Genomic DNA, 25,939 nt, shown 5'->3' with positions numbered 1-25,939 from the left:
CCTTACGGGGAAGGTGAATCCTGTGACCGCGATACACGTGTGCCCGGACGGGGAGATAGGGTTAACCTGCCCGGGCCGGGTGGACTCGTACGGGTGGGGAGTGACATGGAACAGATAACAGTGCGCAGCAGGGCGAGGGTCCCTGCGATCACCTGCGGGAGCAGCGCGACCAGTTCGCGCCTCGACCGCCACCTCTCGGTGCTCGGCGGTCCCGCCGTCCCGCAGCGGGAGACGGTCGAGGCGACCTCGCTGATGCGTGAACTGACCGCGCGTCAGCCGCACGACCGCAGCGGCAGGGGCGCGCGCGTGCGTCGCGTCTCGCTGTTCGCGCCGCTGCGCCGGCTGCGCCGTTCGCTCTTCGGCAGCAGGTAGGGGCCCGCGCTCGGGCGGTCACACCGCCCCCCGGCGCACGCTGCGCACTCGTCGTCCGTCATCCCCGCGGCACGCAGCGGCGCCAGGTGTGTTCCCGAGCGCGGTACTCCCCCCGTCGGTGTCCCGACCCACCCGGCAGTGACGGGGGCTCCGCGCGGCCCGGCTCTCAGTGCCGCCCGCTCACCGCTCCCCGTGCGCGTACCGGCGCACGGCCAGCGGCACGAACACCCCGAGCAGCACCGCACACCACAGCAGTGACCCCGCGACGGGGTGGGCCACCGGCCAGGCCGCCCCGTCGGGCACCGGGGCGTTGCCGAAGAGGTCCCGCAGGGCCGTCGCCACCGCGCTGATCGGATTCCACTCGGCGACCGTCCGCAGCCAGCCCGGCAGTCCGCCGGCCGGGATGTACGCGCTGGACAGCAGCGGCAGCAGGAACGTCGCCCCGCCGAGCTGACCGGCCGCCTCCTCGTTCCGGGTGAGCAGGCCGAGATACATCCCCGCCCACGTGCACGCGAACCGGAACAGCAGCAGCAGGCCCAAGGCCCCCGCCGCGCGCAGCGGCCCGCCCTCCACGCGCCAGCCCACCGCCAGCCCCACCAGCAGGAACGGCACCGTGCCGGCGGCCGTCACCACCACGTCGGCGGCGGCCTGCCCCAGCGGTACGGCCGCCCGGCTCATCGGCAGCGTGCGCAAGCGGTTCGCGACGCCCCGGTGCGTGTCCTGCGCCGCCTGGAACATGCCGGTCATGACCCCGCCCGCGGCGGTCGCCACCAGCAGGCCCGGCACCAGGAACGACCGGTAGGCCTCGCCCGGCATCGCCAGCGCGCTGCCGAAGACGTAGCCGAAGAACAGCAGCATGCTGACCGGCATCGTCTGGGTGAGGATCAGCAGGCCCGGGTTGTTCCGCATCCGCAGCAACTGGCGGCCCAGCATCGCGGTCCCGTCGTACGCCAGCATGCTCATGCGGCACGCTCCTTCACTTCGCCGGCGGTCCCGGCCGCGGTGGTCTCGGTCTCGGTGGTCTCGGTTCCGCCGGTCTCGGTGAGGCGCAGGAACACGTCGTCGAGCGTCGGGGGCCGCAGGCTCACGTCGAGCAGGGGCACGCCCGCCGCGTCCAGGGCGCGCACCAGCACGGGCAGGGTGAGCGTCGGGTCCGTGCTGACCGCGCCCACGGCGTTGCGCTCGCGGTCGAACGACGGCTGCGCGCCCGTCAGCCGGTCGAGTACGCCCGCGGCCGCGGCGAGCACGTCCGCGTCCGTCACGACGACCTCGGCGTGCGCCCCGACGAGCGCCTTCAGCTGTGCCGGGGACCCGGTGTGCGCGACCCGGCCGCGGTCCACCAGGGCGATGTCGTCGGCGAGCCGGTCGGCCTCCTCCAGGTACTGCGTGGTGAGCAGCACGGTGGTGCCCTCGTCGGCCAGGCCGCGCACCACGTGCCGGATGGCGGTGCGGCTGGCCGGGTCGAGACCGGTCGTCGGCTCGTCCAGGAACAGCACGTCGGGGCGGCGGATCAGACTCGCGGCCAGGTCCAGGCGGCGGCGCATGCCGCCCGAGTAGGTGGCGGCGGGCCGGTCGGCGGCCTCCGTCAGGCCGAAGCGGTCGAGGAGCTCCTCGGTCCGTCCGGCCGGACCGCGCACCCGGTGCAGCCGGCCGAACAGCCGGAGGTTCTGGCGGCCGGTGAGGTCGACGTCGATCGAGGTCTCCTGACCGGTGACGGCGATCCGGCGGCGGACCGCGGCGGCCTCGCGGACGAGGTCGTGCCCGGCCACCCGGGCGGAACCGGCGTCCGGCCGCAGCAGCGTGGTCAGCAGCCGCACGGCCGTGGTCTTGCCCGCTCCGTTCGGTCCGAGGACCCCGCACACCGTCCCCTCGGCCACCGCCAGGTCCAGCCCGCGCAGGGCGTGGACTTCCCCGAACCGCTTTTCGAGACCCTCACTAAGTACAGCGTACGTAGAAGTCATGGCGTGACCATAGCGCACTACGTACGGTGTACGTAACTAGGATGGTGGCCGAGGTGATGACCGATGGCGGGCCGAGCGGCCGTACCCGAAGTGATCTGGGCGCGCCCCGAGCGCACCGGCCGTGGGCCGAAGCCGGCGTTCACCCGCGCCGACATCGCGGCGGCGGCGGTGCGGATCGCGGACGAGCGGGGGCTGGACGCGGTGTCGATGCGGCACATCGCCGCGGAGCTGGGCTGCGGCACGATGTCGCTGTACAACCACGTCCCCCGCAAGGAGGACCTGTACGAGCTCATGCTCGACGCGGTCGGCGCCGAGCACGAGCTCTTCGAGCCCACGGGCGACTGGCGCGCCGACATGCTCCGCAACGCGGCGGAGACCCGGGCCATCATGCGCCGCCACACCTGGGTGCCGCGGCTGATGGCCGGCGTTCTCGGCTTCAGCCCCAACACCCTGCGCTACCTGGAGCACTGCCTGGCCTGCCTCGAACCGCTCGACGTCCCGGCCGGCACGAAGACCGAGCTGATCGCCCTGCTCAACGGCGTCGTGACGACCTACACCGCGAACGACATCGCGACCGTCGAGCGCACCCGCTCCGTGCCGTGGTCCGTGGAGGAGGAGAACGCCGTCCGCATGGCCTACCTGGGCAGACAGGTGGCCACCGGCGCCTACCCGCGGCTGGCCGCGGCCTTCGCCGAGCAGAGCGGGCCGGTCGATCTGGAGGAGGTCTTCCGCCGGGCGCTCGAACGCGTCCTCGACGCCTTCGACCCGGAACGGCGCTGACCCCGACGGCACCGATGAGTTCTCCGCTCCCGGAGGCGAAGGGGGCGGCGGCAGCGGCTCGACGGACCGTCGGCGCCCGGTGATCGGCAGGGACGTGCCCGGCAGGCCGGAGCCGGCCGCCATGACCATGGAACTGCACCCGGAGGACGGCGACCGCGCACGGATCGTGCTGCACCGGGCCTGTGACACCGCCGAGGAGCGCGACATGGCCGAAGAGGGCAGCGCCATGCTGCTCGACGGCCCCACCGCGTTCGTCGCCCGGTAGCGGGACGCGGTCCGGGACTAGAGCAGCGCGAGCTGCCCCTCGGGGCCTTCCTCCGGGCCGCCCAGGACCGAGGCGGGACGGCGGGCCGCCGCCGGCACGGGGAGCACGCCCGCCGCGCGCAGCTCCGCCGCCGTGACCGGGTCGGGGACCGGCGTCTCCGCCGGCGGGCGCAGCTCGGCCAGCAGCGCCAGGACCGTGATCAGCTCCAGGAGCTCCGACGTCCAGGTCTGCGGCCAGGTCGCCGGGCGGATCGCCGCCAGCGTGCCCGGCTCGGGAGCGGTGACCCGGGCCGCGAACCACTGCTCCAGGACGCGCACACCACCCACCTCGTAGTCCCAGGCCTCCGGCGGCACCGGGGAGATGCGGCCCTCGTCCAGCAGCAGCGCCTCCTCGTCCCGGTCGTAGCGCAGGGCCACGGGCCGGGAGGGCAGCGGGGCGCGGACGTAGGGGCGGCGGCCGCCCGGGAGCTTCGGGCGCTCGCCGTCGCGGCGCATCAGCCACACCAGCCGGTGGCCGTGCTCCAGACCCCGCTGCCACGCGTCGGCGTCCCCGGTGAGCGGGACGGTGAGGTCGGGGCGGACCGTCGCCGTGATCCAGGCCACGACGTCCAGCGGTGCGGGGACGGACCCCAGACGGCTGCCCAGGTGCTCCAGGAGTCCCGGAGCCAGGTTCGGCTCCAGGCCGCCGGGCCGCCGGAACAGCGGGCGGACGCGGCCGGGGCGCAGCAGCGGGAGCAGCGAGGTGACCAGGACGGCCTCCGGCGTCTCCGTCAGGAAGACCTGCCGCTCGTCCACGACCCGCCACAGCTCCGGCCGGGCGGCGTCGATCAGCCGCTGGTCGGGGATCAGCCACTGCTCGTCGAAGGGCGCGTACAGCACCCGCACCGGCTCCGGGCACGGACCCGAGGCGCGGACCAGCTTCTCCGTGCCGCTGTCCGCGCGGCCGGGCAGCTGACCGACCGCGGTGTGCAGCGTGCGCGAGCGGCTCGGCTCGAACAGGGCCTCACGGTCGGGCCCCTCGGCCTTCACCAGGGCGTCCCAGCGGGCCTTCAGGGACGCCGCGTCGGGTCCCGCCGGCCAGCCCCGGCCGAGCCGCGGCGGTGCGACGGACCACGGCATGAGGTCCGCCAGCAGCGGAGCGTCGTCGTGCGTCACGCCCCGCATCGTACGACGTGTCCCGCGCTCCCCAGGGGCGCGGGGAACGGCGCGAGCGGCGCTCGCCGGCCCGCGGCGCTCACGTGGCCTCCAGGGTCACCGTGAAGGAGAACCGGTCACCGCGGTAGTGGATGACGGCCACGTCCAAGGGGCGCCCCTCGGTGTCGTACGTGACGCCCGTGTAGTGCAGGATCGGGCTCAGCAGGGGGACTTGCAGCAGCCGGGCCGTCTCCGGATCGGCCAGCCGCGCCTCCACGGTGTCCGTGATGCGGCTGATGTCCACGCCCACCACGTCCCGCAGCACCTTGGTCATCGGCCAGCGCACCAGATCGTCCAGGTCGATCCGCGCGGCCAGTTCGGGACGCACGTAGTTGCGGGCGTGGTTGGTCGGCTCACCCGTCTTCTCGTCGCTGCGCAGCCGGTGGTACGTCGCGACCTGCGCCACCTCCGGGAAGAACTCGGCGAGTTCGCCCGGCACGGGGGCCATGCCGTGCTCCAGCAGCCGGGTCGTCATGCCGGACTGCTGGGCCACGATCGCGTCCACCGAGCCGAGCAGCCGCACCGGCGCGCCCCGGCGCGCGTCCGGCTCGATGAAGGTGCCCCGGCGCCGGTGGCGCGAGATCAGCCCCTCGTCCTCCAGCTCCTTCAGCGCCTGCCGCATGGTCAGCACGCTCACCCCGTAGTGCCCGGCCAGCTGCTCCTCCGTGGGCAGCCGCAGCGGGTCCTGGGGCGAGCGGCCGAGGATCGAGGCGCGCAGCGACTGCGACACCTGGTACCAGAGCGGCAGCTTGCGGTTCAGGACGATCGAGTCCGGGGCGAAGGAGGTCACGGGCCATCCGTACCGGTAGGAAATGATCAGTGCAAGGGGTTGAAGTGCCGCTCCAGGCCCTGCCAGACGTCGTCGTAGCGCTCCTGGAGGTGTTCCGCGCGGGCCGCGTGCGGGGTGAGGGTCACCGGCCAGCGGGTCTCGAACATGAAGGCCAGGCCGTCGTCGATCTTCTGCGGCCTCAGCTCGGCGGCGCTCGCCCGGTCGAAGGTCTCCCGGTCCGGGCCGTGCGCCGACATCATGTTGTGCAGTGAACCGCCGCCCGGCACGAAGCCCTCGGCCTTGGCGTCGTACGCGCCCTCGATCAGGCCCATGTACTCGCTCATCACGTTCCGGTGGAAGTACGGCGGCCGGAAGGTGTCCTCGCCCACCAGCCAGCGCGGCGCGAACACCACGAAGTCGACTCCGGCCAGGCCGGGGGTGTCCGAGGGGGAGGTGAGCACCGTGAAGATCGACGGGTCCGGGTGGTCGTAGGTGATGGTGCCGATCACATTGAACCGGCGCAGGTCATAGACGTAGGGCACATGGTTGCCGTGCCAGGCCACGACATCGAGCGGGGAGTGGTCGTAGGTGGCGGTCCAGAGGTTGCCGCAGAACTTGTTCACCACCTCCACCGGGCCCTCGACGTCCTCGTAGGCGGCGACCGGGGCGCGGAAGTCCCGTGGGTTGGCGAGGCCGTTGGCGCCGATCGGCCCCAGGTCGGGGAGGCGGAAGGGTGCGCCGTAGTTCTCGCACACATAGCCGCGGGCGGAATCGTCGAGCAGCTCCACACGGAAGCGGACACCACGCGGAATCAGCGCCACATGTCCCGGCTCCACATGGAGCAGACCGAACTCCGTGCGCAGCAGCAGTCCGCCGCGCTCCGGGACGATCAGCAGCTCGCCGTCCGAGTCGCTGAACACCCGCTGCATGGAGGCGTTGGCGGTGTAGAGGTGGATGGCCATGCCCGTGCGCTGGGTGGCGTCGCCGTTGCCGCCGAGCGTCCACAGGCCCGTGAGGAAGTCCGTCTCGGGCCCCGGGTCGGGCAGGGGGTTCCAGCGCAGGCGGTTGGGGTCGGGCACGGTCTGGGTGAAGGGGGCGGTGCGGATCGTGCCGTTGTGGGTCCGGGTGAACGCCGGGTGCGCCGCCGACGGGCGGATCCGGTACAGCCACGAGCGGCGGTTGTGGGCCCGCGGCTCGGTGAAGGCCGTGCCGCTCAGCTGCTCCGCGTACAGCCCGAGCGGGGCCCGCTGGGGCGAGTTGCGGCCCTCGGGCAGTGCGCCCGGGACGGCCTCGGAGCTGTGCTCGTTGCCGAAGCCGGAGAGGTAGGTCAGCCCTTCGGCGGTCTTCCGCGCGTCCGCGCCCATGGTTGCAGCTCCCTTGCGATCCGATTCCTATGGAGCACCGTAGGATTGCGTTTTCCCCGGCGCAAGAGGGACGCGGCCCTCCTCTCGACGGATGACCCGAACCCGACTTGAGGACGATCCGCCGTGCCGGACGTGTGTTCTAGGCTCCCCGGCATGTCGTGGACACGCGGACCCCTCGCCGTGCTCGCGGTCTGTGTCCTCTCCCTGGCCGGATCCGCGGGCTGCGGCTCCGGCGGCGCACCGGAGAGCGGGGCGTCGTCCGCACCCGTGGGCACAGTCCTGGAGGACCGGGACAAGGAGGGGCGGCCCTATCGAGAGGTGGAGCGCGCGGGCGCCCCCCAAGTCGGCGTCGAGGTGCAGCCCGACGCGGGCGGCGGCTGGGACGTGCGCCTGACCCTGCGCAACTTCCGCTTCTCGCCGGCCGGGTCGGCGGCCCGGGCGGTGGCCGGGCGCGGCCTCGCCCACCTCTACGTCGACGGCCGCCTGGTCGCCCGGCTGCGCACCCCCGAGTACCGGCTGCCCGCCCGCCTCGTCCCGCGCGGCACGCACCAGGTGACGGCCCGCCTCTACGCCGACGACGGCACGGTGTGGGCGGTGGACGGCGACCCGGTGGAGACCACGGCCGACGTCACGGCCTCACAACCGGGCCCGGACCCGACACCGGACGCGACCGGCCGGCGGTGGGCACGGACGGGAGTGGTGGGAGCGGCGGATACGGCGGCCGGTGTGGCTGATGTCGCCGGTGCGGCGGGTGTGGCTGGTGCTGCCGGTACCCCCGGTACCCCCGGTGCCCCCAGTGCCCCCAGTGCCACCGGTGCGGCGGGCGCGGCGGGTGTCGCGGTGGTCCCCGGCCGGGCCGACTCGGGCCTGGCCGACTCGGGCCGGGCCGACTCGGGCCGGGGCGTCGTCCCGGGGCGGCCGGCGTGACGGGCGCCGCGCGGTCCGCCCCGGGGCGAGGTTCACCCGGTCGGGCCGGAAGGGCATCATGAAGTCCGTGCCCCACGCGACATCGCTCCGTCGTGCGCCCGTGCAGCGGCGCAGTGCCGAACGCCTGACCAGGATCCTCGACGCCTGCGCCGACCTCCTCGACGAGGTCGGCTACGACGCCCTGAGCACCCGCGCGGTCGCCGAGCGCGCCGGCGTCCCCATCGGATCGGTCTACCGCTTCTTCGGCAACAAGCGCCAGATGGCCGACGCGCTGGCCCAGCGCAACCTGGAGCGGTACTCCGAGCGCGTCACCGAGCGCCTGCGCGAGGCCGGTGACGGCGGCGGCTGGCGCACGGCCATGGACGCCGTGCTCGACGAGTACCTGGAGATGAAGCGCACGGCGCCCGGCTTCTCCCTGGTCGACTTCGGCAACCAGATCCCGGTCGGCGCCCGTCACGCCGAACCGAACCACCGCGTCGCCGAGCGTCTCACCGAGCTCCTCTCCGGCTACCTCGACCGCGAGCCGGACGAGGATCTGCGCCGGGTGTTCCTGATCGCCGTGGAGACCGCCGACACCCTCGTCCACCTGGCCTTCCGGGTCGCGCCCGAGGGGGACCAGAAGATCATCGACGAGGCCCGGGAACTGCTCCGCTCCTATCTGGCCCGCGCGCTCGACTGACGCCCGGGCTGCCGCGGCACATCCGTTCCCCGCAAGGGCTCCCCTCCATGCATACCGGTCGGTATGCTCAGCGCGTCAGCGCGTCACCGCAGCCGCCGCCCCAGGAGGACCCGTGTCCCGCTCCGCCCTGCGCATCTGTCCCCTGTGTGAGGCCACCTGCGGCCTGACCCTCACCATCGAGGGCACGCGCGTCACCCACGCCCGGGGTGACCGCGACGACGTCTTCAGCAAGGGGTTCATCTGCCCCAAGGGCGCCTCCTTCGGCGCCGTCGACTCCGACCCCGACCGGCTGCGCACCCCGCTCGTGCGCCGGGACGGCGAGCTGCGCGAGGCCACCTGGGAGGAGGCCTTCGACGCGGTCGCCGCCGGCATCCGGCCGGTCGTCGAGCGGCACGGCCCGCACGCCGTCGGTGTCGTCCTCGGCAACCCCAACGTGCACACCATGGCCGGCGGCCTCTATCCGCCGCTCCTGCTCGCCGGGCTCGGCACCCGCAGCGTCTTCACCGCCTCCACGGTCGACCAGATGCCCAAGCACGTCTCCAGCGGCCTGCTCTACGGGGACGCCAACGCCATCCCCGTGCCCGACCTGGACCGCACCGACCACCTGCTGCTCATCGGCGCCAACCCGCTGGAGTCCAACGGCAGCCTGTGCACCGCCCCCGACTTCCCCGGCAAGCTCAAGGCCCTGAAGGCCCGGGGCGGCACCCTCGTCGTGATCGACCCGCGGCGCACCCGCACGGCCAGGCTCGCCGACCGGCACATCGCGGTGCGGCCCGGCACCGACGCCCTGCTGCTCGCGGCGATGGCCCGGGTCCTCTTCGACGAGGGCCTGATCGAGCCCACCCCGCACGTCGAGGGCGTCGAGGAACTGTCCGCGGCCCTGCGCGACTTCACCCCGGAGGCCGTCGCCGGTGCCTGTGACGTCGACGCCGGACTCATCCGCACCCTCGCCCGCGACCTCGCCGCCGCCCCCACCGCCGCCGTCTACGGCCGGATCGGCAGCTGCACCGTCCCGCACGGCACCCTCGCCAGCTGGCTCGTGGACGTACTGAACATCCTCACCGGCAACCTCGACCGCCCCGGCGGCGCCCTCTTCCCGCAGGCCGCCACCGACCGGACCCCGCGCCCCGCCGGACCCGGCCGCGGCTTCGCCCTCGGGCGCTGGCACTCCCGGGTGAGCCGGCACCCCGAGGCCAAGGGCGAGCTGCCCCTGTCGGCCCTCGCGGAGGAGATCGACACGGCCACCGAGGAGGGCGAGCCGGTGCGCGCGCTGATCGCCGTCGCCGCCAACCCGGTGCTGTCCGCGCCCGACGGCGACCGGCTCGACAAGGCGCTCGCCTCGCTCGACTTCATGGTCAGCGTCGACCCGTACCTCAACGAGACCTCGCGCCACGCCCACGTGGTCCTGCCCCCGCCCCCGCCCGCCCAGAGCCCGCACCACGACTTCGCCTTCAACACCCTCGCCGTGCGCAACCAGGTCCGCTACACCCGGCCCGCCGTCCCACTGGAGCCGGGCCGCATGGCCGAGACGGAGATCCTGGCCCGGCTGATCCTCGCCGTGACGGGCATGCACGGGGCCGACCCGGGAGCCGTCGACGACATGGTCATCGGCCAGACCCTCGGCAAGGCGGTCACCGAAGCCCACTCGCCCGTGCACGGCCGCGACCCCCGCGAACTGGCCGCCCTGCTCACCGGCGTCGACGGACCCGAACGACGCCTGGACCTGATGCTCCGCCTCGGCCCCTACGGCGACGGCTTCGGCGCGACGCCGGACGGGCTGACCCTGGAGAAGCTCCTCGCGCACCCGCACGGCATCGACCTCGGCCCGCTGCGGCCCCGCCTGCCGCAGCCGCTGAAGACCAGGAGCGGCCGGGTCGAGCTGCTGCCCGGCCCGATCGCCGCCGACCTGCCCCGCCTGCGCGCGGCCCTGGCCGAAAGCCCCGAAGGGCTCGTCCTGGTCGGCCGCCGGCACCTGCGCTCGAACAACAGCTGGATGCACAACGTGCCCGCCCTCACCGGCGGTTCGAACCGCTGCACCCTGCACATCAACCCCGAGGACGCCGAGCGCCTCGGCGTCGAGGACGGTGCGCCGGTGCGGGTGAGGGGAGCCGGGGGAGAGGTCACCGCACCCGCCGAGGTCACGGACGCCATCCGGCGCGGCGTGGTCAGCCTGCCCCACGGCTGGGGCCACGACCGCCCCGGAACCCGTCTGAGCCATGCCTCGGCCGACCCCGGCGTCAACGTCAACCAGCTCCTCGACGGCCGGGCGCTCGACCCGCTGTCGGGCAACGCCGTCCTCAACGGAGTGCCCGTCGACGTCGCTCCGGCGACCGCCCCGGGAGGTCCCGCGCTGACCGAAAAGCACACCGCCCTGACCTGAGCAAAGCTGTGACCAGCAGTTTTGCGCTTATTGCTCGCACGTCAACGTCTTGTTAACGCTGCTTGACCGCACCTAACGTCTCGGACACCGCCGGCCCTGGTGGGATGTTCAAGGGCGAACGTTAGGTATCCACTCATGCTGACCATCCTCGGCTTCGCCATGATCGCGACCTTCCTGGTCCTGATCATGATGAAGAAGATGTCGCCGATCGCGGCGCTCGTGCTGATCCCCGCGCTGTTCTGCGTGTTCGTCGGCAAGGGCGCCCAGCTCGGCGACTACGTCATCGACGGCGTGACCAGCCTCGCCCCCACCGCGGCGATGCTGATGTTCGCGATCGTCTACTTCGGCGTGATGATCGACGTCGGTCTCTTCGACCCGATCGTCCGCGGCATCCTCAAGTTCTGCAAAGCCGACCCGATGCGGATCGTCGTCGGCACGGCCGTGCTCGCCGCGATCGTGTCACTGGACGGCGACGGCTCCACCACCTTCATGATCACCGTCTCGGCGATGTACCCGCTGTACAAGCGCCTGAAGATGAGCCTGGTCGTGATGACCGGTGTCGCCGCCATGGCCAACGGCGTGATGAACACCCTCCCCTGGGGCGGCCCGACGGCCCGTGCCGCGACCGCGCTCAAGCTCGACGCCAGCGACATCTTCGTCCCGATGATCCCGGCGCTCCTGGTCGGCCTGCTCTTCGTCTTCGGCCTCTCCTACGTCCTCGGTGTGCGCGAGCGCCGGAGGCTGGGCGTGCTGACGCTGGACGAGGTGCTGGAGGAGGAGAAGGAGACCGAGACGGTCCTCGTCGGCGCCGGCGGCTCCGGCGACGGCAAGGTCTCCATGCGCAAGGGCGGCACCGCGGGAGCGGGCCCCGGCGCGGACGCCCCCGAGGCCGGCGGCGGCCCGGGCGACTCCGCGCAGGACGACGGCTTCCAGGGCCTCGACCCGGACCGGGACACCCTGCGTCCCAAGCTCTACTGGTTCAACGCGCTGCTCACGGTCGTCCTGCTCACCGCCATGATCATGGAGTGGCTGCCGATCCCGGTGCTGTTCCTGCTCGGCGCCGCGCTCGCCCTCTCCGTCAACTTCCCGCACATCCCCGACCAGAAGGCCCGCATCGCCGCCCACGCCGACAACGTCCTGAACGTCTCCGGCATGGTCTTCGCCGCCGCCGTCTTCACCGGCGTCCTCCAGGGCACCGGCATGGTCGACCACATGGCCAAGTGGATGGTGGACGTCATCCCCGGCAGCATGGGCCCGCACATGGCCCTCGTCACCGGCATCCTGAGCCTGCCGCTGACGTACTTCATGTCGAACGACGGCTTCTACTTCGGAGTCCTGCCCGTCCTCGCCGAGGCCGGTGCCGCGCACGGCGTCTCCCCGCTGGAGATGGCCCGCGCCTCCCTCGTCGGCCAGCCGCTGCACATGTCCAGCCCGCTCGTCCCCGCCGTCTACGTCCTGGTCGGCATGGCCAAGGTCGAGTTCGGCGACCACACCAGGTTCGTCGTGAAGTGGGCCGCCCTCACCTGCCTGGTCATCCTCGCGGCGGGCATGCTCTTCGGCATCATCTGACCGTTCGAACGACTCTCCCCGTGGAGGACATCGTGAGGCCCGGTGGGAACCGCGGCTGGCTGCTCCGCCTCGTCATCGCCTTCTCCTTCACGCAGGGGGCGGTGTCGATGGCCCGGCCCGCCGTCTCCTACCGGGCCCTCGCGCTGGGCGCGGACGAGCGGGCGGTCGGCGTCATCGCCGGCGTGTACGCGCTGCTGCCCCTGTTCGCGGCCGTCCCCCTGGGCCGCCGCACCGACCACGGCCGCTGCGCACCCCTGCTGCCCTTCGGGGTGGTCCTGATAGCCGGCGGCTGCGCCCTCAGCGGCGTGGCCGGATCCCTGTGGACGATGGCGCTGTGGAGCGGGGTGATGGGGCTCGGCCACCTCTGCTTCGTGATCGGCTCGCAGTCCCTCGTCGCCCGGCAGTCCGCACCGCACGAACAGGACCGCAACTTCGGTCACTTCACCATCGGCGCGGCCCTCGGCCAGTTGATCGGACCCATCGCCGCGGGCGCGCTGATCGGCGGCGCGGACATGGCCGGCACCAGCGCGCTGGCCCTGGTCGCGGCGGGCGCGACGGCGGCGGTCTCCTTCACCTCGCTCTGGCGCATCGAGCACCGCGGTACGGCGTCCGCCTCCCGCGCGGGCAAGGGCGACCGTGTGCCCGTGCGGGGCATCCTGCGCACCCGGGGCGTGCCCGCCGGCATCTTCATCAGCCTCGCCGTGCTGTCCGCGACCGACATCCTCACCGCCTACCTCCCGGTCGTCGGCGAGCACCGGGGCATCGCACCGTCGGTCGTCGGCCTCCTGCTCAGCCTGCGCGCGGCGGCCACCATCGCCTGCCGGCTGGTGCTCACGCCCCTGCTGCGGCTGCTCGGCCGCACCCTGCTGCTCACCGTGACCTGTCTGCTGGCGGCCCTGCTGTGCGCGGGCATCGCCCTGCCGGTGCCGGTGTGGGCGCTCGGCCTGCTGCTGGTGCTGCTCGGCTTCTGCCTCGGCGTCGGGCAGCCGCTGTCCATGACGACGGTCGTCCAGGCCTCGCCGGAGGACGCGCGGTCGACGGCCCTCGCGCTGCGGCTGACGGGCAACCGGCTCGGCCAGGTCGCCGCGCCCGCCTCCGCCGGTCTGATCGCCGGGGTCGCGGGGGTGGCGGCGCCGTTCGTGATGCTGGGGGTGCTGCTGCTGGTCTCCGCCGGGGTGGCGCTGCGGTCCCGGGGCAGCGGCCCGCCGGAGCCGGGCCGGGAAGTGGGGACGGCGGGCCGGGAGGCGGCGGAGCCCGGCGGGGAGGCGGCGAAACCCGGCGGGGAGGCGGCGAAACCCGGCGGGGATGTGGCGAAGCCGGGCGGCGAGGGGGCGAAGTCGGGCCGGCGGCGGGTGTCGCTGCGCCGTAAGAGCGATATCTGACGCGTCGTCGGGCGGTGCTGCACCCCTTTCGACGGTGAGGTGACACAGAGTCAGGTGACGAGGAGTTTGTATGAAAATCGTCTGACTTGGAGGCATATTCATGCCCGTCGTACCCCTCGCGCGCCGTGCCGGCACCCGTACCGCCGTCCTCGCCGCCCTCACCCTCGCAGGGACCACCCTGAGCGGTGTGCCCGCCTTCGCCGCTCCTGTCCCGGGGGACAACGGAGACGTCAAGGTCCACGCCGCCACGACCCGGGCCGACGACCAGCGCAACGACCCGAAGGTCTGCGACTTCTACCTCGCCGCGTTCAACTTCGACGCGGGGGAGAAGGTCAACTGGACCATCCAGACCCAGCCCGAGGTCCCGGGCGGCGCCACCCGCACCGGTACGTTCACGGCCGACGCGAGCGGCGCCGGCCGCACCAAGGCCGTGGACCTGCCCAACGGGCAGTACAAGCTCACGTGGCTGACCGACCAGGCCCACGGGGCGGGCAAGTTCAAGGTGTTCAAGGTCGACTGCCCGACCTCCAAGCCGACGACGCCGGTCGGCGGCCCGCCGGCGGGTGGTGGCGGCATCGCCCGCGGCGAGGCGTTCACGCCGGTCGCGGGCGCCGCCGCCGTCGGCCTCGCGGCCGTCGCGGGAACGGTCTGGTTCCGGCTCCGCCGCCGCCCCGATGGCGCCGCGTAGGACACGTTCCGCGGATCGCCCCGCCCACCCAGGGCGGGGCGGGGGCGGGGCGGGCACGGACGACACCGGGACCGTCTCCGACGCCGGGCCGACGAATTGGGCCGACCCGAGCGGCGGCGCGAGGGGCGGGCGTGGGCCCAGGTCTCGCGCGGTTCCGGAGGAGTGGCGTGGGCCGGGGTCTCGCGTGGCTTCGGTGGAGCGGCGGGAGTCGGGGGCTCGCGTGGCTTCGGTGGAGTGGCGTGGGCCGGGGTCTCGCGTGGCTTCGGTGGAGCAGCGTGGGCCGGGGGCTCGCGTGGTTCCGGAGGAGTGGCGTGGGCCGGGGCCTCGTGCGGCTGCGGCCGAGTGGCGTGGGCCCGGAGCGGACAGGGTCGGCGATTCGCCGGGCCGGCGGGTGTCCGGGGCCGGACGGGCCGACGGCTCGGCGCCTCGGCGTGGCGGCGGGCCAGGGGGATTCCCGGAGGGCGATGCGCGGTGGGGTGCCGCCTACCGGGGGCTCGGGGGCTCTGTGGGTCGTTCCAGGGGCTTCGGCTCCTCCGGGGCTCACCGTGCGACCGGTTCTGGATCCGAGCCGGTGGTTCGGCTGGGCGGCGCGGGCCCGCACGGCGGGGCGGGGCGGCGTGGCGGTGGGGCCGGCGGCGGTGGAGCGGGGGCGGCCCGCGTGCGCAGGCCCTGGCGCCGGAGGCGGGCCTACCGGCTGGCGCGGACGATCGTGCTGGCCGTCTCCCTGCTGGTGGGGTGCCTCTGCTGGGACCGGGGTGAGAAGCCCAGTGACACCGTCACCGCCCTTCCCCACGGGTCGGCAGGAGTCGCGGCGACAGTGCCGGGCGCCACGGACCCCGCCACCGTGACCGGCACAGGCACAGGCACAGGCACAGGCACAGGCACGGGCACAGGCACCGGCACACGCATCGGCGACCCCACCCCTCCCGCCGAACCCGCCCCCCGCACCGCCACTCCGGCCACCCCCGCCCGGACCACCCCCGGCCACCGCCCCGCATCCACCCGCCCGGCCCCGCCCCGGAAGCCCGGCGCCCACACACCCCCGCCGGCGAAACCGGCGTCCCCCCGGTCCGGACCCGCCGCCCCGGCCTCCCGTGCGCCCGGCCCCGTCGCCCGAGGGCCCGGAGCCCCACCCGCCACCGGCGGAGCCCCGGCACGCGCCAAGCCGGACGCGAGGCCGGTCGCCAAGCCGGTCACCCCCAAGGCGCCCGTGCGTCCGGTCGCCGAGCGACCGCCGGCCCGCCACCCTGCCCGGCCCGCCCGCCCCGCCCGTCCGGCCCTGCGCCCCCTGCCTCCCTCCCGCGCCACCCGCCTCCTGATCCCCTACCTCCGCCTCGACGCCCCCGTCATGCAGCTGGGACTCGACCGCGAGCACCGTCTCACCGCACCCCCGGAGGACGATCCCAAGCTGGTCGGCTGGTACCAGCAGGGCGCCTCGCCCGGGGAGCAGGGCACCGCCGTGGCCGTCGGGCACCTGGACACCGACCGCGGGCCCGCCGTCTTCGCCGGGCTGACCGAGCTGAAGCGCGGCCGGATCGTCAAGGCCCGCCGGGCCGACGGCCGGACCGCCGTCTACACCGTGGACCGGATCAAGTCGTACGAGAAGGCCGACTTCCCGAGCCAGGAGGTCTACGGAGCCCGCGGCCGTCCCGAGCTGCGCCTGATCACCTGCGGCGGCACGTACGACCGCAGGAAGGGCTACTCCGGGAACGTCGTGGTCTTCGCCCATCTCACCGGCATCCGTTGACCACACCGGCAATCCGCTGACGACCGAGGGCCCGGGCCGGGACCCGGACCGGGGCGCCGAATCCGGGATTCCGCCTTCTCGCCAGTCGGAATGCCGCACTCGATCCCGTTCCGGCTCTTCCCCCGCCCGGGCACATTCCGTTAACTTCCGTGACCCACAGCCCCGTACGGCCCGTACGGGGCTTCCGACCGCGGAGCACCAGCGCCCTGAAGACCCCTCGGGGGCACCTCATGACACGCGCCATCTCCCTGCACGACGTGAGCAAGGCCTACACGCGAGGCGCCCGCGTGGTGGACCGGCTGTCGCTGGACATCGCGCCCGGCGAGTTCCTCGTCCTGCTCGGCCCGTCCGGCTGCGGCAAGTCGACCGTGCTCAGGATGATCGCCGGACTGGAGGAGATCGACGAGGGCGAACTGCTGCTCGACGGCGAGTACGCCAACGACCTGTCACCGTCCGGCCGGGACATGGCGATGGTCTTCCAGAACTTCGCGCTGTACCCGAACATGACCAGCCGCAACAACATCGGTTTCCCGCTGCGCATCGAGTCCCCCGGCGCGGACCCCTCCCTGCGGGTGGACGCCACCGCCCGCATGCTGGGCATCGAGGATCTCCTCGACCGCCTGCCCGGCCAGCTCTCCGGCGGCGAACGCCAGCGGGTCGCCATGGGCCGGGCCATCGCCCGCCACCCCTCCGCCTTCCTCATGGACGAGCCGCTGTCCAACCTGGACGCCAAGCTCCGCACCCATCTGCGCGCCGAGATCTCCCAGCTGACCAAGGAGCTGGGCGTCACCACGATCTACGTCACCCACGACCAGGCCGAGGCCATGTCGCTCGGCGACCGGGTCGCGGTGCTGCGTGGCGGTGTGCTCCAGCAGGTCGACAGCCCGCGGGCCGTCTACGCACTGCCCGGCAACGTCTTCGTCGCCGCCTTCATCGGCACCCCGCGCATCAACCTGCTGCGCGGCCTGGTGCGTGCCCCGCTCGACGGGGCGATGACCATCAGCCTGGGCAAGCAGTTCCTGCGCCTGCCCGAGCCGCTGTCCCTGGACCACCAGCTGCTGCGGGTGCAGCAGGGCCGCGAGGTCATCGTGGGCCTGCGGTCGGAGGCCGTCCGCATCGCCAAGCACAGCTCGGCCCGCCCCGGTGAGGTGCCGCTCACCGGTCTGGTCGAGCACGTGGAGTTCCAGGGGCACGAGATCCTCGTGCACTTCGACACCGGGTCCAGTCCCGCCGTCGTCCCCGAGCTGGAGGCCCCGCGCCCGCGTCCCGGCCGTCCCGCCCGGCGCCGCCGCCGTGAGGGCTCGGTCCTCACCCGCCTGCGGGAGCGCACGGCGGCCGGCCGGGCCGGGCCCGTGGTGGCCCTGGAGCACCCCGGGGACGCCGAGCCGCGCCCCGCGCCCGCCGAACCCCGGCTGCCCGGCGACCTCATCGTCCGCACCACCCCGGACCTGGCCCTCCGCCACGGCATGCAGGTGCCGCTCCTGGTCGACCTCGCCCACCTGTTCGTCTTCGACCAGCACGGCGACCGCATCTGCCCGAGCCCGGCCCACCTGCCCGACCTGGAGGAGTGAGCGGCCCGGTCCGAACGAGGGAGGGGCCCGGCCGGGAAGCCTGCGCGGCGCGGAGTGAGCAGCCGCACACCCGGCGCGGGCCCCGGCCGTGCTGTGATGACCGGGACCGGGTGCGCCCGGCATCCCGGGACGTCTGGCGCCGGAAAACTATCGCCGCTAGTTTATGTGCCGGACGACGACGCCCCCGCCCCGGAGGAAGCGCGATGAAGGCACACGACGGCATGTACATCGGGGGCGCCTGGCGCCCCGCCGCCGGCCAGGACGTGATCGAGGTCGTGAACCCGGCCGACGAGCAGGTCGTCGGCACGGTCCCGGCCGGTACCGCCGAGGACGTCGACGCCGCCGTACGGGCCGCCCGGGAGGCGCTGCCCGGCTGGGCCGCGACCCCGCCCGCCGAGCGGGCCGCCCGCCTCTCGGCCCTCCGGGACGTCCTGGCGGCCCGGGCCGACGAGATCGCCGAGACGGTGACGGCCGAGCTCGGCTCGCCCCTGAAGTTCTCACAGGCCGTCCACGCGGCCGTGCCGATCGCGGTCGCGGGTTCCTACGCCGAGCTGGCGGCGACGCACCCCTTCGAGGAGAGGATCGGCAACTCGGTCGTGCACCAGGAGCCGATCGGTGTCGTGGCCGCGATCACGCCGTGGAACTACCCCCTGCACCAGATCGTCGCCAAGGTCGCCCCGGCCCTCGCCGCGGGCTGCACGGTCGTGGTGAAGCCCGCCGAGGACACCCCGCTGGTGGCCCGGCTGTTCGCCGAGGCCGTGCACGAGGCCGGAGTGCCGGCGGGCGTCTTCAACCTGGTGACGGGCCTCGGCCCGGTCGCCGGGCAGGCCCTCGCCGAGCACCCCGGCGTCGACCTGGTCTCCTTCACCGGCTCCACCGCCGTCGGCCGCCGGATCGCCGCGATCGCGGCCGGACAGATCAAGAAGGTCGCGCTCGAACTCGGCGGCAAGTCCGCCAACGTGATCCTCCCGAGCGCCGACCTGGCCAAGGCCGTCAACGTCGGCGTCGCCAACGTCATGTCCAACTCCGGTCAGACGTGCAGCGCCTGGACCCGGATGCTCGTCCACCGCGACCGCTACGACGAGGCGGTGGACCTCGCCGCCACGGCCGCCGCCAAGTACGGCGAGCGCATCGGCCCGGTCGTCAACGCCCGGCAGCGGGACCGGGTGCGCGGCTACATCGAGAAGGGCGTCGCCGAGGGCGCCCGCCTGGTCGCCGGCGGCCCCGAGGCCCCGCGCGAGACGGGCTACTTCGTCAGCCCGACCGTCTTCGCCGACGTCACCGAGGACATGACCATCGCGCAGGAGGAGATCTTCGGCCCGGTCCTGTCGATCCTCCGCTACGAGGACGAGGAGGACGCCCTGCGGATCGCCAACGGCACGGTCTACGGCCTGGCCGGTGCGGTCTGGGCCGGCGACGAGGCCGAGGCCGTGGCCTTCGCCCGCCGGATGGAGACCGGCCAGGTCGACATCAACGGCGGCCGCTTCAACCCGCTCGCGCCCTTCGGCGGCTACAAGCAGTCCGGCGTCGGCCGCGAACTGGGCGTGCACGGCCTGGCCGAGTACCTCCAGACCAAGTCCCTCCAGTTCTAGTCAGGGGAGTCCCTTCCGTCATGGCTGTCCGCGCCGCCGTCCTGCCCGCCGTCGGCTCCCCGCTGGAGATCACCGGCATCGAGCTGCCCGACCCCGGACCCGGACAGGTCCACGTCCGGCTCGCCGCCGCCGGGGTCTGCCACTCCGACCTGTCCCTGTCCAACGGCACCATGCGCCTGCCCGTCCCGGCCGTCCTCGGCCACGAGGGCGCCGGCACGGTCGTCGCCGTCGGCGAGGGCGTCACCCATGTCGCACCCGGTGACGGAGTCGTCCTCAACTGGGCCCCGTCCTGCGGCGCCTGCCACGCCTGCTCGCTCGGGGAGGTGTGGCTGTGCGCCGACGCCCTGAGCGGCGCCGCCGCCGTCCACGCCCGCACCACCGAGGGCACCGACCTCCACCCCGGCCTGAACGTCGCCGCGTTCGCCGAGGAGACGGTCGTCCCCGCCTCCTGCGTGCTGCCCGCACCGGACGGCGTCCCGCTCACCGACGCCGCCCTGCTGGGCTGCGCGGTCCTCACCGGCTACGGCGCCGTCCACCACTCGGCCCGCGTCCGGCAGGGCGAGACGGTCGCCGTCTTCGGCGTCGGGGGAGTGGGCCTCGCGGCGATCCAGGCCGCCCGGATCGCCGGCGCCTCGAAGATCATCGCGGTGGACGTCTCCCCGGCCAAGGAGGAACTGGCCCGCACGGCCGGCGCCACCGACTACCTCGTCGCCTCCGACACCACCGCCCGCGAGATCCGCGGCCTCACCGGCAGGCAGGGCGTCGACGTGGCCGTCGAGTGCGCCGGGCGGGCCGTCACCATCCGCACGGCCTGGGACTCCACCCGGCGCGGCGGCCGCACCACGGTCGTCGGCATCGGCGGCAAGGACCAGCAGGTCACCTTCAACGCCCTGGAGATCTTCCACTGGGGCCGCACCCTGACCGGCTGCGTCTACGGCAACTCCGACCCCGCCCGGGACCTCCCGGTCCTGGCCGGGCACGTCCGGGCGGGCCGCCTCGACCTGAGCGCCCTGGTGACGGAACGCATCTCGCTCGACGGCATCCCGGCGGCCTTCGAGAACATGCTGGCGGGCAAGGGCGGCCGGGCCCTGGTCGTCTTCTAGCCCGTCCCGCCCCGCGCCCCGGCCTCCCCGCGAGGCCGGGGCCTCAGCCGTGCCCGCGCCCCACTGAGTGCCACGTACAGGCAAAAAGTCCTGGTGCACGACCCGTTGACGTCCATACCGTCCGGTCAGTACGTTCCCCGGAACCCGAGCCACCCCCCGTTCCGTCCCCGCACCCCCCGGAGCGCGCACCGCATGGACACGGCACCTTCCGCTCAGCCCGCCCCCACCCCGCCCGCCGCCGGCAACCGCCGCCGGGTCGCCACCGCGGCGGCACTCGCCTCGGCCGTCGAGTGGTACGACTACTTCGTCTTCGGCATCGCCGCCGCCCTGGTCCTGGGCGACCTGTACTTCCCCGCGGGCAGTCCCACCGCGGGCGTCCTCGCCTCGTTCGCCACCTTCGCGGTCGGCTTCCTGGCCCGCCCCCTCGGCGGCATCGTCGCCGGACACCTCGGCGACAGGCGCGGCCGCAAGCCGATGCTGGTCCTCGCCCTCACGCTCATGGGCGTGGCCACCACCGGCATCGGCCTGCTCCCCACGTACGACACCATCGGCGTCGCCGCGCCGATCCTGCTCGTGCTGTTCCGCGTCGCCCAGGGCGTCGCCGTCGGCGCCCAGTGGGGCGGCGCGATGCTCCTGGCCACCGAGTACGCCCCGGAGGGCAAGCGCGGCGTCTACGGCAGCGTCGTCCAGCTCGGCGTCCCCATCGGCGTGGTCACCGCCAACACCGTCTTCCTGCTGGCCGGTGCCCTCACCACCGACTCGGCGTTCACGGCCTGGGGCTGGCGCGTGCCGTTCCTGGTCGGCCTGCTGGTGCTCGGCCTCGCCTGGTACATCCACACCCGCGTCGAGGAGACCCCGGCGTTCCGTGAGGCCGAGCGGGCGCTCGCGGAGAAGGAGAAGTCCGAGCAGAGCTCCCCGCTGCGCACCATCCTGCGCGGCCACCTCGGCACGGTGCTCCTGGCCGGCGGCTCCTTCGCCGTGAACACCGCGACCTTCTACATCATCATCACGGGCGTCCTCGACTACACGACCCGCGAACTGGGCATGGAGAAGGGCCCGGTCCTCATGGTCTCGCTGTGCGTCAGCCTGATCCAGCTCGTGCTGATCCCGGCCGCCGCGGCGCTCTCCGACCGCATCGGCCGCCTCCGCATCTACGCCCTGGGCGCGGCCGGCATCGCCCTGTGGGCCGTACCGCTGTTCCTGCTGATCGACACCGGCTCGCTGCTGTGGCTCGCCGTCGGCACGTTCGTCGCCAGCTGCTTCCTGAGCATCATGTACGGCCCCCAGGCGGCGCTGTTCGCCGAGCTGTTCACGCCCGAGATGCGCTACACCGGCGCCTCCCTCGGCTACCAGATCGCCGCCGTCGCGGGCGGCGGGCTCGCCCCCTTCGTGATGGTGCTGCTGCTGGAGGCGACCGGCACCTCCATGGCCGTCTCCGGCTACATCATCGGGCTGTCGGTGATCGCCCTGCTCTCGATCCGGGTCCTCGCACGCCGGGCCCGCGCGGCGGAGCCGGAGGCCGCGCCCGAGGTCCGCGCCCAGGCCGAGTCGGCGAGCTGAGTCAGCGAGCCGAGTCCGGCGCCTGCTCGGGCCGCTGTTCCGGAACCGCTCCCGGAACAGCGGCCCGGGCCGCCGCCCGCGAGCGCGACCGGGACACCGCCACGCCCGCCAGGCACAGCGCGCCGCCGGCCAGCGTGAGCGGCCCCGGCACCTCGCCGAGGAACAGCCAGGACATCAGGACGACCAGCGCGGGCGCCGCGTAGGTCGTCGCGCCCATCCGGCTCGCGGTCGTCCGGGACAGCGCGTACGCCCACGTGGTGAACGCGAGGGCGGTCGGGAAGACGCCGAGGTAGACCATGTTGAGCGTGGCGGAGGCCGGCGCCTTCGCGGCCTCCTGGACCAGCAGCCCCGCGAACGGCAGGCACACCACCGCGCCGACCAGGCAGCCGAACGTCGTCACCTGCAGCGGACTCGCCGAGCCCAGCGCCGGCTTCTGCGCCACGACGCCACCGGCGTACGCGACCGCCGCCAGCAGGCACAGCACCACCCCGAGCACCGAGGAACCGCCCTCGCCGGACATCGACAGACCAACGGTCACCGCACCGGCGAACGACACCGCCATGCCCGCCAGCAGCCGCGGCGGCATGGGGTCGCCGAGCAGCCGGGAGCCGAGCAGCGCGATCAGGATGGGCCCGGTGTTCACCACCAGGGCGGCCGTGCCCGCGTCCACCTGCTGCTCGCCCCAGTTCAGGGCGACCATGTAGAAGCCGAACCACAGCACGCCCGATATCGCGATCCCGTGCCAGGCCGAGCGCGGCGGCCACGTCTCCCGCCGCACCAGGCAGATCACCCCCAGCGTCAGCGCGCCCGCCAGCAGCCGCCCGAGCGCCAGCGCGCCCGGCGAGTAGGCGTCCCCCGCGCTGCGGATCGAGACGAAGGCGGAGGCCCACAGCACGACGGTGACCGCGGCCGCGGCGGCGGCCAGCATCTCGGCACGACGGGGGGAGGCGGTGGGCGGGGTGCTCATCATGCTCCTGAGGCTAGGGGGAGGCGGGTCGGGAAGCTCGCGGATTTCGGACGGGGCGGCCGGTGCCACGGGGCCCTTGGGTCAGCGCAGGGCTGCGGGCGCGACGCCCAGCAGGTCGGACATGGCCCGTTCACCGGCCGCCGTCACCTTCACCGCCCGCTCCGAGCCGATGCGCACGCACCACCCCGCCTCCAGGGCGTGCCGGCACAGGGCCGCGCCCGCCACGCCCGCGAGATGGGGCCGGCGTTCGGTCCAGTCCAGACAGGCCCGGGCCAGCGGCCGCCGTCCCCGCCGGTCGAGGCCGATCCCGGCCGCCTCGAACCAGGCGAGCCCCGCGTCGGTGAGCGCGAAGCCGGTCTCCTGCACGAGCAGGCCCCGGTCCGTCAGCGCGTCGGTCACCGCGATGCCGAGCCGTCCGGCGAGATGGTCGTAGCAGGTACGGCCCCGGGCCAGCGCCGAACCGGCGCTCGACTCGCGCAGGTTGCGCGGCCGTGCCGCCCGGTCCGGTGCGACCTGCGCGGCCAGGTCCTCGACCAGCTGCGCGACCCGCGCGTCGGCCAGCCGGACGTACCGGTGCCGGCCCTGCCGCTCCTCGGTGAGCAGTCCGCCCGCGACGAGCCTGCCCAGGTGCTCGCTCAGTGTGGACGCGGCGACACCCGCGTGCCGTGCCAGCTCGCCCGCCGTCCAGGCCCGTCTGTCGAGCAGCGCGAGCAGGCACGTGGCGCGGGTCTCGTCGGCGACCAGCGCGGCGAGCCGGGCCAGCGCCGTGGCCCGCGGGTCCCTCGTCGTCATGCCCCCAGCATGGGACACGGACCCTTCGGCCGTCGCCGAAGTGTCCGGTGGAGGCGGCCTACGCGCTCCGGCGCACCTGCTCGTACTGGCGCGCCAGCCCGTCCAGCAGGGCCGTCAGACCGGTCTCGAAGGCCCGCTCGTCGATCTTCTCCTGCTGCTCGGCGAGCAGGTGCGCCTGTTGCAGGTGCGGATAGTCGGCGGGGTCGTAGGCGCTCGCGTCGTCCACGAAGCCGCCCGCGAAGGAGCCGAGCGCGGAGCCCATCACGAAGTAGCGCATCAGCGCGCCGATCGAGGTCGCGTGCGCCGGTGGCCAGCCCGCCGCCACCATCGCGCCGTAGACGGCGTCCGCCAGGCGCAGCCCCGCCGGGCGCCGGCCGGGCCCGGAGGCCAGCACCGGGACGATGTTCGGATGGTCGCGCAGCGCCGCCCGGTAGGAGACCGCCCAGTCGTGCAGCGCGGTCCGCCAGTCCCGGCCGTCGTCGAACATCGACAGGTCGACCTGGCCGCTCACCGAGTCGGCGACCGCCTCCAGGATCTCGTCCTTGGTGCGGAAGTGGTTGTAGAGCGAGGGCCCGCTGACCCCCAGTTCGGCGGCGAGCCGGCGGGTGGAGACGGCCGCGAGGCCCTCCGCGTCCACGAGCGCGCGGGCCGTCTCGACGATGCGGTCGGTGCTGAGCAAGGGCTTGCGCGGTCGGGCCATGGCGCACATAGTAGGGCTGCCGACAGAAACTAGCAGTGCTAATTTAAATGCGGAGTTCGCGCCGTTTTCGAGGGGTGGCTTGTGGTGAACCTGGAGCTCAGCGAGGAGCAGACCGCCGTACGGCAGCTCGCCCGGGACTTCGTGGCGCGCGAGATCGCCCCGCACGCCGTCGCCTGGGACCGCGCCGAGGAGGTCGACCGGTCGATCGTGAAGAAGCTCGGCGAGGTCGGCTTCCTGGGCCTGACGATCGACGAGGAGTACGGCGGCTGCGGCGGTGACCACCTCGCGTACTGCCTGGTGACGGAGGAACTGGGCCGGGGCGACTCCTCCGTGCGCGGGATCGTCTCCGTCTCGCTCGGCCTGGTCGCCAAGACGATCGCCGCCTGGGGGAGCGAGGAGCAGAAGCGGCGCTGGCTGCCGGGGCTGACCTCGGGCGCGATGGTGGGCTGCTTCGGGCTGACCGAGCCGGGTACGGGCTCGGACGCGGGCAGCCTCACGACGCGGGCCGTACGGGACGGCGACGAGTACGTCATCGACGGCACCAAGATGTTCATCACCAACGGCACCTGGGCCGACGTCGTCCTGCTCTTCGCGCGCTCCACGGACGCCCCCGGCCACAAGGGCGTCTCCGCCTTCCTCGTCCCCACCGGCACCCCCGGTCTGACCCGCCGCACCCTGCACGGCAAGCTCGGGCTGCGCGGCCAGGCCACCGCCGAACTCGTCCTGGAGGGCGTGCGCGTCCCGGCCTCCGCCCTGCTCGGGCCGGAGGGCAAGGGTTTCTCGGTGGCCATGTCGGCCCTGGCCAAGGGGCGGATGTCCGTGGCGGCGGGCTGCGTCGGCATAGCCCAGGCCGCCCTGGACGCGGCCGTGCGGTACGCGGGCGAGCGCGAGCAGTTCGGGCGGCCCATCGCCCACCACCAGCTCGTCCAGGAACTGATCAGCGACATCGCCGTGGACGTCGACGCGGCCCGGCTGCTGACCTGGCGGGTCGCGGATCTGATCGACCGGGGGCAGCCGTTCGCCGTCGAGTCGTCCAAGGCCAAGCTGTTCGCCTCGGAGGCCGCCGTCCGCGCCGCCAACAACGCGCTGCAGGTCTTCGGCGGCTACGGCTACATCGACGAGTACCCGGCGGGCAAGCTGCTGCGGGACGCCCGCGTGATGACCCTCTACGAGGGCACGAGCCAGATCCAGAAGCTGGTCATCGGACGGGATCTGACAGGGGTCTCGGCGTTCTGAGTAGCGTCTGAGTACGCCGACGGATGTGGCGCGGGCCACGAGGGCCGAAGCTGTCGCCATGAGTGAGACACCCGGCAAGCAGCAGAACACGGCCGCCTTCTACGGCCAGGCCGTCGCCTCCTTCGCCGTCGCCATGGCGGCCACCGCGATCGGCATCTACCGGCTGAACGCCGACGCCTGGGTGCGGGGCTTCCTCGCCATCGCCGTCCTCTACCTCGTCACCTCCTCCTTCACCCTCGCCAAGGTGATCCGGGACCGGCAGGACGGGCCCGCGCAGGCGTCGCCGTACCCGCCTTTCGAGAAACGCTGACGCTCCGCCCCGGCGGCTGCGCTAAGCGCCCG

24 protein-coding genes are annotated in these 25,939 nt (G+C 73.8%); 16 read left to right on the top strand and 8 right to left on the bottom strand.

Going from position 1 to position 25,939, the window contains the following annotated elements; genetic code table 11:
* The first annotated feature begins 105 nt into the window (after positions 1 to 105).
* Positions 106 to 372: a hypothetical protein gene (locus CHR28_RS21795; protein WP_033312817.1), complete on the top strand. Its 267-nt coding sequence runs from the start codon at positions 106 to 108 to the stop codon at positions 370 to 372.
* 180 nt (positions 373 to 552) lie between these two features.
* Here the strand turns inward: CHR28_RS21795 and CHR28_RS21790 are convergent, their stop codons facing one another.
* Complete coding sequence (locus tag CHR28_RS21790; protein ID WP_094055361.1) at positions 553 to 1,335, bottom strand: ABC transporter permease; 783 nt, start codon at positions 1,333 to 1,335, stop codon at positions 553 to 555.
* Positions 1,332 to 2,333 (bottom strand): ATP-binding cassette domain-containing protein, encoded by a 1,002-nt coding sequence (locus CHR28_RS21785; RefSeq protein WP_094055360.1) that lies wholly within the window; start codon positions 2,331 to 2,333, stop codon positions 1,332 to 1,334. The genes CHR28_RS21790 and CHR28_RS21785 overlap by 4 nt, the downstream gene beginning before the upstream one ends.
* Before the next feature lie 63 nt (positions 2,334 to 2,396).
* On the opposite strand from CHR28_RS21785, the gene CHR28_RS21780 reads away from it, so the two are divergent.
* Complete coding sequence (locus tag CHR28_RS21780; RefSeq protein WP_094055359.1) at positions 2,397 to 3,113, top strand: TetR/AcrR family transcriptional regulator; 717 nt, start codon at positions 2,397 to 2,399, stop codon at positions 3,111 to 3,113.
* A 79-nt stretch (positions 3,114 to 3,192) separates the two neighbouring features.
* Positions 3,193 to 3,378 carry a hypothetical protein gene (locus CHR28_RS37830; RefSeq protein ID WP_094055358.1) on the top strand — a complete coding sequence of 62 codons (186 nt, stop codon included), beginning with the start codon at positions 3,193 to 3,195 and terminating at the stop codon, positions 3,376 to 3,378.
* 17 nt (positions 3,379 to 3,395) lie between these two features.
* Here CHR28_RS37830 and CHR28_RS21770 read toward each other — a convergent pair whose 3' ends face one another.
* The 3 genes from CHR28_RS21770 to hmgA form a co-directional block, all read right to left on the bottom strand.
* Positions 3,396 to 4,541, bottom strand: a complete 1,146-nt coding sequence (locus tag CHR28_RS21770; RefSeq protein ID WP_094055357.1) for a type ISP restriction/modification enzyme — start codon at positions 4,539 to 4,541, stop codon at positions 3,396 to 3,398.
* A gap of 70 nt (positions 4,542 to 4,611) precedes the next feature.
* Positions 4,612 to 5,361 (bottom strand): GntR family transcriptional regulator, encoded by a 750-nt coding sequence (locus CHR28_RS21765; protein ID WP_094055356.1) that lies wholly within the window; start codon positions 5,359 to 5,361, stop codon positions 4,612 to 4,614.
* A gap of 26 nt (positions 5,362 to 5,387) precedes the next feature.
* Entirely contained in the window at positions 5,388 to 6,704 is a 1,317-nt protein-coding gene (gene hmgA / locus CHR28_RS21760; RefSeq protein ID WP_094055355.1) for a homogentisate 1,2-dioxygenase, read from the bottom strand.
* A gap of 153 nt (positions 6,705 to 6,857) precedes the next feature.
* On the opposite strand from hmgA, the gene CHR28_RS38450 reads away from it, so the two are divergent.
* The 11 genes from CHR28_RS38450 (at position 6,858) to CHR28_RS21705 (ending at position 21,902) form a co-directional block, all read left to right on the top strand.
* Positions 6,858 to 7,631, top strand: a complete 774-nt coding sequence (locus tag CHR28_RS38450) for a hypothetical protein (RefSeq protein WP_256984326.1) — start codon at positions 6,858 to 6,860, stop codon at positions 7,629 to 7,631.
* Positions 7,632 to 7,689: 58 nt separating this feature from the next.
* Positions 7,690 to 8,310, top strand: a complete 621-nt coding sequence (locus CHR28_RS21750; RefSeq protein WP_094055354.1) for a TetR/AcrR family transcriptional regulator — start codon at positions 7,690 to 7,692, stop codon at positions 8,308 to 8,310.
* A 112-nt stretch (positions 8,311 to 8,422) separates the two neighbouring features.
* The gene (locus CHR28_RS21745; RefSeq protein ID WP_094055353.1) at positions 8,423 to 10,690 is read left to right on the top strand and encodes a molybdopterin oxidoreductase family protein; all 2,268 of its coding nucleotides are present in this window, start codon (positions 8,423 to 8,425) and stop codon (positions 10,688 to 10,690) included.
* Between the two features lie 99 nt (positions 10,691 to 10,789).
* A complete protein-coding gene (locus CHR28_RS21740; protein WP_344544712.1) occupies positions 10,790 to 12,259 on the top strand; it encodes a CitMHS family transporter in 1,470 nt (489 codons plus the stop codon).
* A 32-nt stretch (positions 12,260 to 12,291) separates the two neighbouring features.
* Positions 12,292 to 13,641, top strand: a complete 1,350-nt coding sequence (locus CHR28_RS21735; RefSeq protein ID WP_094055434.1) for an MFS transporter — start codon at positions 12,292 to 12,294, stop codon at positions 13,639 to 13,641.
* A 100-nt stretch (positions 13,642 to 13,741) separates the two neighbouring features.
* Positions 13,742 to 14,329 carry a hypothetical protein gene (locus CHR28_RS21730; protein WP_094055351.1) on the top strand — a complete coding sequence of 196 codons (588 nt, stop codon included), beginning with the start codon at positions 13,742 to 13,744 and terminating at the stop codon, positions 14,327 to 14,329.
* A 1,210-nt stretch (positions 14,330 to 15,539) separates the two neighbouring features.
* Positions 15,540 to 16,076, top strand: coding sequence for a class F sortase (locus tag CHR28_RS38815; protein ID WP_306437575.1), 537 nt, complete (start codon positions 15,540 to 15,542; stop codon positions 16,074 to 16,076).
* 230 nt (positions 16,077 to 16,306) lie between these two features.
* Positions 16,307 to 17,647: an ABC transporter ATP-binding protein gene (locus tag CHR28_RS21720; protein ID WP_094055349.1), complete on the top strand. Its 1,341-nt coding sequence runs from the start codon at positions 16,307 to 16,309 to the stop codon at positions 17,645 to 17,647.
* A gap of 203 nt (positions 17,648 to 17,850) precedes the next feature.
* Positions 17,851 to 19,239 carry an aldehyde dehydrogenase family protein gene (locus tag CHR28_RS21715; RefSeq protein WP_094055348.1) on the top strand — a complete coding sequence of 463 codons (1,389 nt, stop codon included), beginning with the start codon at positions 17,851 to 17,853 and terminating at the stop codon, positions 19,237 to 19,239.
* A gap of 20 nt (positions 19,240 to 19,259) precedes the next feature.
* Positions 19,260 to 20,342 (top strand): Zn-dependent alcohol dehydrogenase, encoded by a 1,083-nt coding sequence (locus CHR28_RS21710; protein ID WP_094055347.1) that lies wholly within the window; start codon positions 19,260 to 19,262, stop codon positions 20,340 to 20,342.
* Positions 20,343 to 20,534: 192 nt separating this feature from the next.
* On the top strand, positions 20,535 to 21,902 hold the full coding sequence (locus CHR28_RS21705; protein WP_094055346.1) for an MFS transporter: 1,368 nt from the start codon (positions 20,535 to 20,537) through the stop codon (positions 21,900 to 21,902).
* 1 nt (position 21,903) lies between these two features.
* On the opposite strand, the gene CHR28_RS21700 is transcribed toward CHR28_RS21705, so the two are convergent.
* The 3 genes from CHR28_RS21700 to CHR28_RS21690 form a co-directional block, all read right to left on the bottom strand.
* Entirely contained in the window at positions 21,904 to 22,872 is a 969-nt protein-coding gene (locus tag CHR28_RS21700; RefSeq protein WP_373453374.1) for a DMT family transporter, read from the bottom strand.
* Positions 22,873 to 22,950: 78 nt separating this feature from the next.
* Positions 22,951 to 23,661, bottom strand: coding sequence for an ArsR/SmtB family transcription factor (locus tag CHR28_RS21695; protein ID WP_094055344.1), 711 nt, complete (start codon positions 23,659 to 23,661; stop codon positions 22,951 to 22,953).
* Positions 23,662 to 23,719: 58 nt separating this feature from the next.
* Positions 23,720 to 24,370, bottom strand: coding sequence for a TetR/AcrR family transcriptional regulator (locus CHR28_RS21690; RefSeq protein WP_179272519.1), 651 nt, complete (start codon positions 24,368 to 24,370; stop codon positions 23,720 to 23,722).
* A gap of 75 nt (positions 24,371 to 24,445) precedes the next feature.
* Here CHR28_RS21690 and CHR28_RS21685 point away from each other — a divergent pair, with 75 nt between their 5' ends.
* Positions 24,446 to 25,597 carry an acyl-CoA dehydrogenase family protein gene (locus CHR28_RS21685; RefSeq protein ID WP_094055433.1) on the top strand — a complete coding sequence of 384 codons (1,152 nt, stop codon included), beginning with the start codon at positions 24,446 to 24,448 and terminating at the stop codon, positions 25,595 to 25,597.
* A gap of 58 nt (positions 25,598 to 25,655) precedes the next feature.
* Complete coding sequence (locus tag CHR28_RS21680; protein WP_094055342.1) at positions 25,656 to 25,907, top strand: YiaA/YiaB family inner membrane protein; 252 nt, start codon at positions 25,656 to 25,658, stop codon at positions 25,905 to 25,907.
* The last annotated feature ends 32 nt before the right edge of the window (positions 25,908 to 25,939 follow it).

Origin of the sequence: Streptomyces sp. XY006 (assembly GCF_002237655.1) — a bacterium.
GTDB lineage: Bacteria > Actinomycetota > Actinomycetes > Streptomycetales > Streptomycetaceae > Streptomyces > Streptomyces levis.
Note: the sequence above shows the minus strand (reverse complement) of the source record. Positions and strands in the feature narration are given on the sequence as shown.

Bases quoted from the DNA above. Each gene is read 5' to 3' on its own strand.
- CHR28_RS21795 (WP_033312817.1), top strand. From the start codon at position 106: ATGGAACAGATAACAGTGCGCAGCAGGGCGAGGGTCCCTGCGATCACC.
- CHR28_RS21790 (WP_094055361.1), bottom strand. From the start codon at position 1,335: ATGAGCATGCTGGCGTACGACGGGACCGCGATGCTGGGCCGCCAGTTG.
- CHR28_RS21785 (WP_094055360.1), bottom strand. From the start codon at position 2,333: ATGACTTCTACGTACGCTGTACTTAGTGAGGGTCTCGAAAAGCGGTTC.
- CHR28_RS21780 (WP_094055359.1), top strand. From the start codon at position 2,397: ATGGCGGGCCGAGCGGCCGTACCCGAAGTGATCTGGGCGCGCCCCGAG.
- CHR28_RS21770 (WP_094055357.1), bottom strand. From the start codon at position 4,541: ATGCGGGGCGTGACGCACGACGACGCTCCGCTGCTGGCGGACCTCATG.
- hmgA (WP_094055355.1), bottom strand. From the start codon at position 6,704: ATGGGCGCGGACGCGCGGAAGACCGCCGAAGGGCTGACCTACCTCTCC.
- CHR28_RS38450 (WP_256984326.1), top strand. From the start codon at position 6,858: ATGTCGTGGACACGCGGACCCCTCGCCGTGCTCGCGGTCTGTGTCCTC.
- CHR28_RS21750 (WP_094055354.1), top strand. From the start codon at position 7,690: ATGAAGTCCGTGCCCCACGCGACATCGCTCCGTCGTGCGCCCGTGCAG.
- CHR28_RS21730 (WP_094055351.1), top strand. From the start codon at position 13,742: ATGCCCGTCGTACCCCTCGCGCGCCGTGCCGGCACCCGTACCGCCGTC.
- CHR28_RS21720 (WP_094055349.1), top strand. From the start codon at position 16,307: ATGACACGCGCCATCTCCCTGCACGACGTGAGCAAGGCCTACACGCGA.
- CHR28_RS21715 (WP_094055348.1), top strand. From the start codon at position 17,851: ATGAAGGCACACGACGGCATGTACATCGGGGGCGCCTGGCGCCCCGCC.
- CHR28_RS21710 (WP_094055347.1), top strand. From the start codon at position 19,260: ATGGCTGTCCGCGCCGCCGTCCTGCCCGCCGTCGGCTCCCCGCTGGAG.
- CHR28_RS21705 (WP_094055346.1), top strand. From the start codon at position 20,535: ATGGACACGGCACCTTCCGCTCAGCCCGCCCCCACCCCGCCCGCCGCC.
- CHR28_RS21700 (WP_373453374.1), bottom strand. From the start codon at position 22,872: ATGATGAGCACCCCGCCCACCGCCTCCCCCCGTCGTGCCGAGATGCTG.
- CHR28_RS21695 (WP_094055344.1), bottom strand. From the start codon at position 23,661: ATGACGACGAGGGACCCGCGGGCCACGGCGCTGGCCCGGCTCGCCGCG.
- CHR28_RS21690 (WP_179272519.1), bottom strand. From the start codon at position 24,370: ATGTGCGCCATGGCCCGACCGCGCAAGCCCTTGCTCAGCACCGACCGC.
- CHR28_RS21680 (WP_094055342.1), top strand. From the start codon at position 25,656: ATGAGTGAGACACCCGGCAAGCAGCAGAACACGGCCGCCTTCTACGGC.